Origin of the sequence: Moraxella canis (genome assembly GCF_002014965.1) — a bacterium.
GTDB lineage: Bacteria > Pseudomonadota > Gammaproteobacteria > Pseudomonadales > Moraxellaceae > Moraxella > Moraxella canis.
This window is the reverse complement of the sequence record NZ_MUXT01000008.1, coordinates 301,548-313,238: the sequence shown is the minus strand read 5'-3', so window position 1 is coordinate 313,238 and position 11,691 is coordinate 301,548. Positions and strand designations below refer to the sequence as shown.

Annotated in this window: 11 protein-coding genes; 5 read left to right on the top strand and 6 right to left on the bottom strand. The window is 44.2% G+C overall.

The features are described 5' to 3' along the window. Window positions 1–64 precede the first annotated feature (64 nt). The 4 genes from B0180_RS07540 to folD all read left to right on the top strand — a co-directional run bounded on the left by B0180_RS07540 (window position 65) and on the right by folD (window position 4,612). Window positions 65–826: a hypothetical protein gene (locus B0180_RS07540; RefSeq protein WP_049237620.1), complete on the top strand. Its 762-nt coding sequence runs from the start codon at window positions 65–67 to the stop codon at window positions 824–826. A 116-nt stretch (window positions 827–942) separates the two neighbouring features. Next, entirely contained in the window at window positions 943–1,305 is a 363-nt protein-coding gene (locus B0180_RS07535; protein ID WP_233424954.1) for an ATP-dependent Clp protease adaptor ClpS, read from the top strand. A 27-nt stretch (window positions 1,306–1,332) separates the two neighbouring features. Further along, the gene (locus B0180_RS07530) at window positions 1,333–3,636 is read left to right on the top strand and encodes an AAA family ATPase (protein ID WP_078256369.1); all 2,304 of its coding nucleotides are present in this window, start codon (window positions 1,333–1,335) and stop codon (window positions 3,634–3,636) included. Window positions 3,637–3,751: 115 nt separating this feature from the next. Then, window positions 3,752–4,612 (top strand): bifunctional methylenetetrahydrofolate dehydrogenase/methenyltetrahydrofolate cyclohydrolase FolD, encoded by an 861-nt coding sequence (gene folD, locus B0180_RS07525; RefSeq protein WP_078256368.1) that lies wholly within the window; start codon window positions 3,752–3,754, stop codon window positions 4,610–4,612. 96 nt (window positions 4,613–4,708) lie between these two features. On the opposite strand, the gene B0180_RS07520 is transcribed toward folD, so the two are convergent. From B0180_RS07520 to B0180_RS07505, 4 genes are all read right to left on the bottom strand, one after another. Next, complete coding sequence (locus B0180_RS07520; protein WP_049237663.1) at window positions 4,709–5,437, bottom strand: amino acid ABC transporter ATP-binding protein; 729 nt, start codon at window positions 5,435–5,437, stop codon at window positions 4,709–4,711. Window positions 5,438–5,551: 114 nt separating this feature from the next. Next, entirely contained in the window at window positions 5,552–6,217 is a 666-nt protein-coding gene (locus B0180_RS07515) for an ABC transporter permease subunit (RefSeq protein WP_407666564.1), read from the bottom strand. Continuing rightward, window positions 6,210–6,959: an amino acid ABC transporter permease gene (locus B0180_RS07510; RefSeq protein WP_049237612.1), complete on the bottom strand. Its 750-nt coding sequence runs from the start codon at window positions 6,957–6,959 to the stop codon at window positions 6,210–6,212. Before B0180_RS07510 ends, B0180_RS07515 begins: the two co-directional genes overlap by 8 nt. Window positions 6,960–7,040: 81 nt before the next feature. Further along, on the bottom strand, window positions 7,041–8,000 hold the full coding sequence (locus B0180_RS07505; protein ID WP_049237611.1) for a glutamate/aspartate ABC transporter substrate-binding protein: 960 nt from the start codon (window positions 7,998–8,000) through the stop codon (window positions 7,041–7,043). A gap of 450 nt (window positions 8,001–8,450) precedes the next feature. Here B0180_RS07505 and B0180_RS07500 point away from each other — a divergent pair, with 450 nt between their 5' ends. Further along, window positions 8,451–8,855 (top strand): DUF4377 domain-containing protein, encoded by a 405-nt coding sequence (locus tag B0180_RS07500; protein WP_078256367.1) that lies wholly within the window; start codon window positions 8,451–8,453, stop codon window positions 8,853–8,855. A 53-nt stretch (window positions 8,856–8,908) separates the two neighbouring features. On the opposite strand, the gene B0180_RS07495 is transcribed toward B0180_RS07500, so the two are convergent. Then, window positions 8,909–10,327 (bottom strand): L-serine ammonia-lyase, encoded by a 1,419-nt coding sequence (locus B0180_RS07495; protein ID WP_078256366.1) that lies wholly within the window; start codon window positions 10,325–10,327, stop codon window positions 8,909–8,911. A gap of 38 nt (window positions 10,328–10,365) precedes the next feature. Then, window positions 10,366–11,400 (bottom strand): WG repeat-containing protein, encoded by a 1,035-nt coding sequence (locus tag B0180_RS07490; protein WP_078256365.1) that lies wholly within the window; start codon window positions 11,398–11,400, stop codon window positions 10,366–10,368. Between the last annotated feature and the right edge of the window lie 291 nt (window positions 11,401–11,691).

Here is an 11,691-nt window from a genome sequence, read left to right as displayed (position 1 = left end):
CTTATTTGTACAATGTTTGTTATAATAGCGATATTTTGATCGACCAATTAATGTCAGGTTTTCTATGCCGAATTCAACCCTTTCCACTCATTTTAAAAAGCAGCGCGGTTCGACCAATCAGATTTTGGCGCTGTTTTTGATTGCGCTTGCTTTTTCTGCATTGATTGTCGCTGTGATTGGCTATAAATTTGGCTATCGTCAAGGTGTGCATAGCGTTGAGCGCGCTGTTGCCACAAATAATGAAGCGGTGGCAAATGTCAGCGAGCTTACCGCTGAAAATATGCAGCTAAAGCAAGAGATGACGACCGCCATCCAAGAGCGCGACATCAGTCGATCGACATTGGACAATCTGCGTACCGATTATGAAAATCTAAAAACAACCAATTTGCAGCTTGAGCAAGTCAATGAGCTCTTAAAAAACTCGGTCGCCGAGCAAGGCGGCGTGGCGCTGTCCATCATGGCATCAGAGATCATCTCTTTACCTGAAAATACCTTTGAATATCGCTTTGATGTGTCCATGCTTGATATTTCAGGCAAAGCCGTTAAGATGATTCCCAAATTGACTTTGCTGAACGAAACCAGTATGGTTGAGATACCGCTTGAGCCATCGAGTTATGACATTCGCGGTGTGGCAAATATTCGTGGTCGATTCATTATGCCTGAAGGGTTTGAGCCTAAGCAAATGAAGCTTGAGCTAGCAGCAGGTGATCAAAAAGTTCAGCAGTTGTATAATTGGCAAATTGGCAAAATCGTCACCAATGCGCCACCTTCATTGGCGCAGATGTCAAATGCAAGCCATCGACCAATTGAAAAAAATACTCAATAATCTATGGGTAATTGTGACAAAAATACAGGCGAGGCGGTGGCTTTCGCCTGTTTTATATTGACCAAAACTCATCACACAGTGACTAACATTGAAATTTTTATCAGTAATACGATATTATGAAGCAGTGCGGCAGTGATTTTTTGATACAAGCGGTTCAAGACTTTGAATCATCTTCTGAGCATCAGTCAGAGACCGATGTCATCACCCAAACCAAAACCCAAGTCAAGCAGCCCAAGCTATACGCGGTGATCATGCACAATGATAATTATACGACCATGGATTTTGTGGTTTATGTGCTTGTTGAGATTTTTGAGCACAGTATTGAAAAGGCGTATCAGCTGATGATGCAGATTCATGAGTCAGGGCAAGCAGTGGTTGCCTTGTTGCCTTATGATCTGGCTGAGATGAAGGTGGATGAAGTGACAGCCTTGGCAGAACAAGCGTCCTATCCGTTACTCACCACGATTGAGCCTGCCTAATTTTTAGATTTTATTATAAGGATTATTATGCTAAGTCCTGAATTTTTAACGATTCAAGAGTTTATGCTTAAGTTTGCAAAGCAGCATTCGCATCAATTTATCAGTGTCGAGCATTTGTTGATGGGCTTGTTAAAAGATGCTTTTACTGTCAAAGTGCTGGAAGAATGCGGCGCTGATACCAAATTTATCTTATCAAGTATTAAGCAGTATCTTGAAGATTTCATTCCTAAGCGCGAAGGCGTCGATCCGATGCCAACCAAAAGCCTAAATCGTGTGATGCAGCGTGCGATTTGGCAAGTCCAAGCCAGTCAAACCGAACAGCTGGTCGAGCCCATTGATGCGCTTGTGGCGATTTTTAAAGAAGAGCGCAGTTATGCCAATGAGCTGATCCAGTCTTGTGGTGTGGATATTTTATCGGTGACGCGCGCAATTTCTGCTCATCAGCGCGCCGCGCATGAGGCACATGGCGATGTCGATGAGTCACCTTCCAATAAATCAATCAAGCTCAAACAAAATCCGCTGGATGCCTACACGCTAAATCTCAACGAGCAAGCCAAGCAAGGCAAAACCGATCCTTTGGTGGGGCGAGTAGATGAAATTGAGCGCACCGCCCAAATTCTTTGCCGCCGCCGCAAAAACAACCCGCTTTTGGTTGGTGATCCTGGCGTTGGTAAAACAGCCATTGCCGAGGGTTTGGCTTGGCTGATCGTAAATGGTAAGGCACCAAAACCGCTTGCCAATGCTAAGATTTATAGCCTAGATATGGGCGCACTGATCGCGGGCACCAAGTTTCGTGGCGAGTTCGAGGCACGCATGAAGGCTTTGATTGATGAGCTCAAAGACATGCCAGAGGCGATTTTATTTATTGATGAGATTCATATGATCATCGGGGCGGGTGCGTCCATGGATAGCAGTATGGATGTCTCAAATCTAATCAAGCCTGCGCTTGCCAAGGGGCATATTCGTACAATTGGTTCTACGACATTTGTTGAATATCGCCAAGTCTTTGAAAAAGATCATGCGCTGTCACGACGTTTTCAAAAAATAGACATCAAAGAGCCTTCGGTACCTGATGCAATCGCCATTTTACAAGGATTAAAAGGGTATTATGAAGATTTTCATGGCGTGACTTATACCGAGGATGCCATTGAGACGGCTGTTAAATTATCTGTCAAACACATTCATGAAAGATTTTTGCCTGATAAAGCCATTGATGTGATCGATGAGGCAGGGTCATTTGTCCGCTTGCATCATGATAAAGCTTGTCGTGATGATCAAGCAGACACCCAAAATAGCCCATCACCCATCCAGGTAGATGTCGATATCATAGAGCAAGTGGTCGCCAAAATCGCGCGCATTCCACCCAAGTCTGTCACCAGTGACGATAAAAATATTTTAAAAAATTTAAAAACCAGTCTAAAACAGGTGGTTTTTGGTCAAGACGAAGCGGTCGATGCGCTCGTGGATGCGATTTTGCTTGCGCGCTCAGGGTTGACCCATCCTGACAAGCCCATTGGCTCATTTTTGTTTTCAGGTCCTACTGGTGTCGGTAAGACAGAGATTAGCCGTCAGTTGGCTTATTTGCTTGGTGTGCCTTTGGTGCGCTTTGATATGAGCGAATATATGGAGGCACATACGGCATCACGGCTGATCGGTGCGCCGCCTGGATATGTGGGGTATGATCAAGGCGGTTTATTGACCGAAAAAATTCAGCAAAATCCGCACTGTGTGCTACTTTTGGATGAACTTGAAAAAGCCCACAGTGATGTCTTTAATTTACTGCTTCAAGTGATGGATCATGGCACATTGACAGATAATAATGGACGCTCGGTGTCATTTAAGCAGGTGATTTTGATTATGACAACCAATGTCGGGGCAGATAGCATCAGTCGCCGATCGATGGGATTTACAGAGCAAGATCATCATGGCGATAATCAAGACGCCATACAGCGTACATTTAGCCCTGAGTTTCGTAACCGCTTGGATGCCACAGTGAATTTTGCGCCGCTGCCGCCGGAGGTGATTGGCGATGTGGTTGATAAGTTTATCACCGAATTGCAAGGTCAGCTGCTTGACAAAAATATCGTCTTGTCTGTGGATGACGAGGTGCGCTTGCATTTGGCTGCCAAAGGTTATGATCGCCTGATGGGCGCAAGACCTATGGCAAGAATCGTTCAAGAGATGCTTAAAAAACCGCTGTCACAGCTGATCTTGTTTGGCGATCTAACGCAAGGCAAAGAAGGCGTGAAAGTGACTGCAACCATGAAAGACAGTGTGGTTGATTTTGAGATAATTGATGCCAAATTGACTGGTAAAATTAAGCCAAATTGACTATAATTTACCCTGATTTATTCACTTTAGCAAACAAATCACTTGGCGTGCTTATTGGTTGGTAGCGCACCATAAAGCACGTTAGCACTTGACGATCACTAAAAAAGGCAAGGTTATGGCAACTGTACTAGACGGCAAAGCATTGGCAAAAAGCATCGAAAGCGACCTGTCAGCGCGTGTTGAGACACTAAAACAAAAGACGGGGCGAACGCCGATTTTGGCGACGATTTTGGTGGGGGATGATCCAGCATCAGCGACCTATGTGCGCATGAAGGGTAATGCTTGCCAGCGCGTTGGGATGGATAGTATCCGTGTTGAGATGCCTGAAAGCACGACGACTGATGAGCTGCTTGCTAAGATTGATGAGCTTAATGCCAATCCAGATGTGCATGGCATTTTATTGCAGCATCCTGTGCCAGCCCAGATTGATGAACGCGCGTGTTTTGATCGCATCAGCTTGGATAAAGATGTCGATGGCGTAACTTGCTTAGGCTTTGGTCGTATGTCGATGGGTGAGCCTGCTTACGGTTCATGCACACCACAGGGCATCATGCACCTGCTGGCGCATTACGGAATCGAGCTTGAGGGCAAACACGCGGTTGTCGTTGGTCGCAGCGCCATCTTGGGTAAGCCGATGGCAATGATGCTATTAAATGCCAACTGTACTGTAACCATTTGTCATTCACGCACCAAAAACTTGGCTGAGCATGTGACTTCAGCTGATATCGTCGTGGGCGCTGTCGGTGTGCCTGAATTGATCAAAAAATCATGGATTAAGCAAGGTGCCGTTGTCGTGGATGCAGGGTTCCACCCAACTGATGATGGCGGCTGTGGGGATATTGAATTGGATGGTATCGAAGCCATCGCTTCTGCTTACACGCCAGTGCCAGGCGGCGTCGGTCCAATGACCATCAATACGCTCATCCGTCAAACTGTCGAAGCTGCCGAAAAAGAAGCAGACTTATCATCGAAATAGTTTTAGCACCGAACAAAACCCCGCTTGTAAAGTCATACAAGCGGGGTTTTATTGAACTTAAATGATTATTCGATCAATAACATGACCAACATCAAATCAATGATTTAAAATCTTACCCAAAAATGCTTGAGCTCGGTCTGATTTGGCATTTTGGAAGAATTCTTCTTTACTGCAGTTTTCTACAATGTGACCTTGATCCATAAAAATAATGCGGCTGGCTACTTGACGGGCAAAACCCATTTCATGAGTCACACACATCATGGTCATGCCTTCGTTAGCCAAGTCCACCATGACTTCCAGTACTTCTTGAATCATTTCAGGATCAAGCGCCGATGTCGGTTCGTCAAATAGCATGGCGATGGGATCCATAGACAGCGCCCGTGCAATCGCGACACGCTGCTGCTGACCGCCTGAAAGCTCTGCAGGAAATTTTTTGGCGTGCGCCGCCAGACCCACGCGATCAAGATAAGCCATGGCTTTTTTGGTGGATTCATCGGCTTTACGCCCCAGCACCTTTTGTTGGGCGATGGTCAAATTGTCAATGATTGACAAATGGGGGAATAGCTCAAAATGCTGAAATACCATACCGACTTGGCTGCGCAGTTTGGGTAAATTGGTATTTTTATCTCCAACACTGGTACCGTTGATTAAGATTTCCCCTTTTTGAAAAGGCTCAAGTCCATTCACGGTTTTGATGAGTGTGGATTTGCCAGATCCAGAAGGACCGCACACCACAGTAACGTCACCTTTGTGGACGTGAGCTCTGCAGTCGGTTAATACTTGAAAATCACCATACCATTTACTCACATCATGAATTTGAATCATGATTTCATCAGATTTATGACCGCTGTCAGTCACCAAGCCGCCAAATTCATTAATATAAGATTTTTCATCCAATTGGGTTATGATTGCCATCATTTGTCCTTATTGCCTTGCGCTTTATACGCGCAGATTTTTTTGAAGTCTTGCCACGCCTTTAGACGCAATCAAACTGATAATAAAATACACCGCACCTGCGCTTAAGATATAAAATTCAAGCAGCCCCATCAGCTCGCCGCGCACATAAGCGGCACGGAACAGATCAACCAAACCTACCGCAAATACCAATGTCGTATCTTGAAAAAGAATGATGGACTGCTGAAGTACAAGTGGCAGCATTTTACGAAACGCTTGAGGTAAAATGATCAAGCGCATGGTTTGAGAGTAAGTCATGCCCAAGGCTTTTGCAGCATTGATTTGACCTTTGCCGATGGATTGGATGCCGGCACGCACAATCTCAGCAAAATACGCTGCCTCAAACATGATGAAGGCAATTGTGCAGCTCATAAACTTAGCATCAACTGTCAAATAATTGCCTGTCGCCATCGTGTACATCATGGGCACTGCAAAGTAGAACCACAGCAGCACCAATAAGAGCGGCACTGAGCGAAAATAGTTGACATAAAGTCTGGCAGGAACCGCCAAGATCGCTTTACCAGATAAACGCATCAGGGCAAGCACAGTCCCTAATAAAAGACCACCAAGCACAGCAAAAAACAGCACCTTAAAGGTAATCGACAATCCAGATAAAAGAATAGGTGCAGCAGTTTGGATTTCATTAAGCATGCTGACCTCCATCAATTTGACCTTTAATACGCAGCTTTTTTTCAAGGATGGTCATGCCATAGATTAAAGTTAAATTAAACAATAAATAAATGATCGTAGCATAAGTATAAATCTCAAAGCTGTTTTGAGTGTATTCGCTGATGGTTTTGGTTTGGCTAATAAGCTCGGTCACACCCACCAAAGACGCAATGGAGGCGTTTTTAAAGCAGTTGGTCAGCTCGGAGCTCAGTGGCGGTAAAATGGTGCGAAAGGCTTGGGGCAAAATCACATAACGATAAGATTGAGCGGTGCTAAAACCTAAGGCCGCCGCTGCATTGGCTTGACCTTTTGGCAGTGACTCAATGCCTGTACGCACTTGTTCGATGATACGAGCAGCGGTAAACAGCCCAAGTCCAATCGCTGCTGAAATCGCTGCTGATGTATTAGGCTCAAGCGACTGATACCAAAATGTGCGAAACCCTTCGGTCAGCAGATTTGGCATGACATAAAACCAAAAAAATAGTTGAACTAGCAAAGGGACATTGCGAAAAAAATCCACATAAATCTTGGCCAGCATCTGCGCGCTTTTATTGGGTAGGGTGCGCATGATGCCAAGTACGGTTCCGATCACCATGGCAATTAACCACGCTGCACCACCGATCATCAGCAGCCATTTAAAGCCTGTGACCAGCCAGTGCCAATACAGCTCATTGCCAATCCCAGTGGATTGCCAAAGCACGCCCCAGTTCCATTGATAATTCACAATAAACCCCTTAATAAAACAGATTAAGCAAAGTCAGCATCATCACGATGCTGACCTTTTTTGGTAGGGCATGAAGCCAAATCATTGGGCTTGTGTTGGTTGATCAGTTGGGTTTGCCAAAAGATTTTTTAGGTTGTCAGACATTGTAAATTGCATGTTGACATTTTTTGGTGGAATAGGCTGCATGAACCATTTGTCATAGATGCTGTTAATTTCTCCAGAGGCGTAGACAGCTTTTAAGGCATCATCAACGACTGCTTTAAATTCGCTATCGCCTTTACGCACCATACAGCCATAGATCTCAAAAGATTGTGGCTCGCCCACGATTTGCCATTTGGCAGGATCTTTGGCTTTGGCTTTTTCGCCTGCAAGCAGGACATCATCCATCATAAAGGCTTGGGCGCGACCATTTTCAAGCATTAAGAATGATTCGCCATGATCTTTTGCTGAGATGATATTGATATTTAGCTGCTTTTCATCGTTGAATTGGCGAATATATCGCTCTGAGGTGGTGCCAGCGGTGGTGACCAAAGTTTTGCCAGCAAGGTCATCAAAGCCATTGATGCCTGAATCTGTGGCAGTCAAAAGACGAGTGCCAATTTCAAAGAAACCGACCGAAAAATCAACTTGCTGAGCGCGCTCTTCGTTATTAGTGGTTGAGCCGCATTCTAAATCGACTGTGCCATTTTGCACCAAAGGAATGCGTGTCTGCGAGGTGACTAGGTTATAGCGCACTTTTAGATCAGGCATTTGCAGCTTTTCTTTGACAGCTTCAACAACTTTTAGCTGAAGATCATGCGCATAGCCGACAGGCTGATTTGGATTGTCTGCGATATAAGAAAATGGAATGGATGAATCGCGATGCGCAAGAACAATCGTGCCTGATTGTTTGATTTTTTCTAAGGTGCCTTGAGTGCTGCTGCCTGTGGCAGGTGCAGCGGCAGGATCTGCAGCAGCTTGTTCAGCAGGCTTATTACAAGCGGTAAGACCAACAGCAGCGACCATCGCTAAACCAAAAGATAACGGTTTTAATTGAAACATGTGAATTCCTTTTTAACAAAAAACAACGAAAAGTGCCAGTATCTACCGACGATCCGCAGCAAACATGATCATAACCGTGCTGCATTATTACAATAGTGTAAAAACTGGTGAAATGCAAGCGTTTATTTTGTGATTTTATAGACAAATTATTTCATTACTTATCTCAAGGCATGGATCTGACGATTTTCACATACTCTGCCCATATTTTTACGCAAAGATCTGACAATTTGGCAGTATGAGATGATGGCGTGATAAATTTACAAAAGCTTTACAAATTGTGTCATGATCTTTACTTAAAAGTATCAAAAATTTGTGATAGCATTTGTGTTAGATGATCATAGATCGCATTCATTATTGGAATGATAGATCCGTCATCGGGGCGTGATTATAGTTTGATTATAACTTATAGTCTCCTCCATTTTTAGGTGATTAATTTAAAGGATAACTGATATGAAAAAATTATTTGCAGGCGTGGCTTTGGCTTCTTTAGCACTGGCAGGATGTGCATCAACTCAGCTTGATGATAAGCGCGTGATGATGGTTGAGGGCGAAGTTAAGCAAGTACAAGTTCAAGAGCTGCGTAGCTTCCAAGTAGAGATCGCACCTCGTAAAGCGGTTTGTGAGCTGACCAATAACCTAGGTCAAACAGTCCAAGCAGAATGCCTGCAATATCGTCGTACTTTTGATCGCAACTTTAATGTGTTAAGTGGTGACATCGAAGGCTTCCAATATGAGCCAGGTTTCCGCTATGTACTAGACCTAAAACAAGAGCGTTTGATGAATGAAGCGACTGGTCAAGTGGTTCCAAAATGGACTTTAAATAAGATCATTTCAAAAACACCTGAAATGCTATAATTGATCAGTTGTTTTAAAAAACCAAGCTTATTGCTTGGTTTTTTTTATTTAGACTAGCATTGACTGAATCCTGAGCCGATATTAATGGCATTGATTCGCTCTGCAGTCATCGCATTGGTAGCGTGGATGGCAAGACCGCCTTTGGCAGTTTCTTTGTATTTATCCATCATATCCATGCCAGTTTCTTTCATGGTGGCGATCGCTTTATCAAGTGACACATGATGACTGCCATCACCGCGTAGGGCGAGGCGTGCCGCATTGATGGCTTTGACTGATGCCATGGCATTTCGTTCGATACAAGGCACTTGTACTAGCCCTGCAATAGGATCGCAGGTCAGACCTAAATTATGCTCAAGTCCAATTTCTGCAGCATTCAGGCATTGGGCAACACTGCCGCCTAAGACATGAGCCAATCCTGCCGCTGCCATGGCACAAGCAGAGCCGACCTCGCCTTGGCAGCCAACTTCCGCCCCTGAGATTGAGGCGTTTTGTTTAATGAGTGCGCCGATCGCACCTGCAACTAACAAAAACTCACGCACCCCTTGATAGCTAAATGCTGGGATGAAGCCGCGATAATAATGCAGGACAGCAGGGATGATGCCTGCAGCGCCATTGGTGGGTGCAGTAACGACTTTTCCGCCAGCGGCATTTTCTTCATTGACTGCCAAGGCGTATAAATTTACCCAGTCCATGGCAAGCAAGCCTCCATTGCCTGAATACCCATATTCTTTGGATAATTGTTCATACAGGTCTTTGGCACGGCGTTTGACATTTAAGCCGCCAGGTAAAATCCCATCAATTTTACAGCCTTGAGTGACGCAGGCTTGCATGGTATCCCAGACATCGTTTAAATGGTCTTTAATCTCATCGACATTTCTTAGCGCAGCTTCATTGGCAAGCATCAAATCAGCGATGCTTACATCATGCGCTTGGCATAATGCTGCCAGTTCTTCTGCACTATTAAAATCATACGGGTAGGCTGATTGGGCGTCTTCAGATGGCGCTAAGCTGATTTGCTCCTCGTCTTTGATGAAGCCGCCACCCACAGAATAATAAGTCTGCGCCAAAGACTCACCGTCTTCAAATATGGCAATCAGTCTCATGCCATTAGGATGGGCGGGTAATGGTGTATCATCCCATAAAAGATCTTCATTAGCATCAAAGCTAATCTGATGCACGCCGCCTAGCATCAAGCGACCTTCTTGATAAATCGGTTTAAGATAGTCTTCGGTTTGAGTGGTGTCAATCGTCGGTGGCTCATGCCCTGATAAGCCAAGCAGCACAGCGGTGTCTGTGGCATGACCCTTGCCAGTAGAAGACAAAGAGCCATATAGCTCAATGGTAATTTGCCGAACGCTATCCAGGCGATCACCAAGCAATTCCAAAAAACGATTGGCAGCCACCATAGGACCCACCGTGTGCGAACTTGATGGTCCGATACCGATTTTAAACAATTCAAAAACGCTGATCATAAAGCATGATTCCAACTATAAATTATATATACAATTTATTATAATGGATTAAGCGCAGGTGAGCAATTGGTACTCATTCCTTTTTGATCAATACACATTTTGAACCCATTACCCAAATTGCCAATCCATGCCTTGCCATTTTTGAATTGCAGCGGCTGAGCGGGAAATGGCGGTACCTTGCTATCAGCATGGATGCCATCTTTATGAAATTGAAAGTTGATCACCAGATCCGCTTTTTCGTCGATAAATCCCCAATAATTACCTTGCCTAACTGCCGCCATACCTTCAGAGTAGTCTTTTACTTCATCAAATGCATATAAAATGCGTAAATTGCCGTGCTCATCCACAAATCCCCATTTGCCATTTTGCTCTTTTTTAATTAATGACATCGCTATTTTTGACCCTTGACTTGCATTGCTGGGGCTGATATGGGCTTGGATGGAGACGGAGCTCTCGGGTGGATGAGTGGGTGTATTCAGTGCATGGGCAGTTTGATTGGCTGATATGGCTGGATCTGACGGCGTCGATTCAGATAGGCGGTTGCCTTGTTTATCAATTTGGTAGCGCTGATTGTTTTGGGTGACAGTTGCCACCCCGTTGGCATAATCAGAAATATGACTGACGCTTCGGTCAAACGTGCGAATCAAGCGACCATTGCTGCCTAGAATGACATAGCGCCCATTCGCATAGGTGATTACTCGGTCATCACTAACGCCGCGCGCCCAAGATCCAGTTGGCATACGATCATATTGAAAATTGATCACCGTTTTGCCCTGCTGATTGATGTAGCCAACTTTACCGTTTTTGATCACAGGCAGTAGTCCTGATCTCAGCTGAGCGGGCAGGGCAGCTTGGTAGCCAAACAGCTCAAGCGTTTTTTGCCCACGACTATTAAGCAAAGCCACAGGGCTGCCATTGTCCTTGGTGGCAATAAAAATGCCCTGTTGAGCCGTGCAGCTGACATTTTTATAATCGCTTTTTGGTGGCGTGCAGGCATGGGCACTTTGGCTAGCGCCGATGATCAAAAGGGCGGTGAAGGCACTGATCGTTTTTACAGGTGAGATTTTTATCATAATCTTATATGGTGAATTGATAAGTTAATTTAAATACAATCTATTAATTTAGCACTATTAATAAGGAGTTTTTTCAAAAAGTCAAGATTATTTTAATGGATTAAAGAGTAAATGTGACATAAAATACTTAACTAATAATAAAAAAGTCGTCATCAAAATCTTGGATAAATTTTTCAAATGACCGATTTTGAAAAAATTAATAAAATGAATTGCAAATGGGAACAATTATTGTTATTATAAGCACATAAAAGAGAATCAATCGCTTTTGATAATTAAAATCTCTAAAGTTTA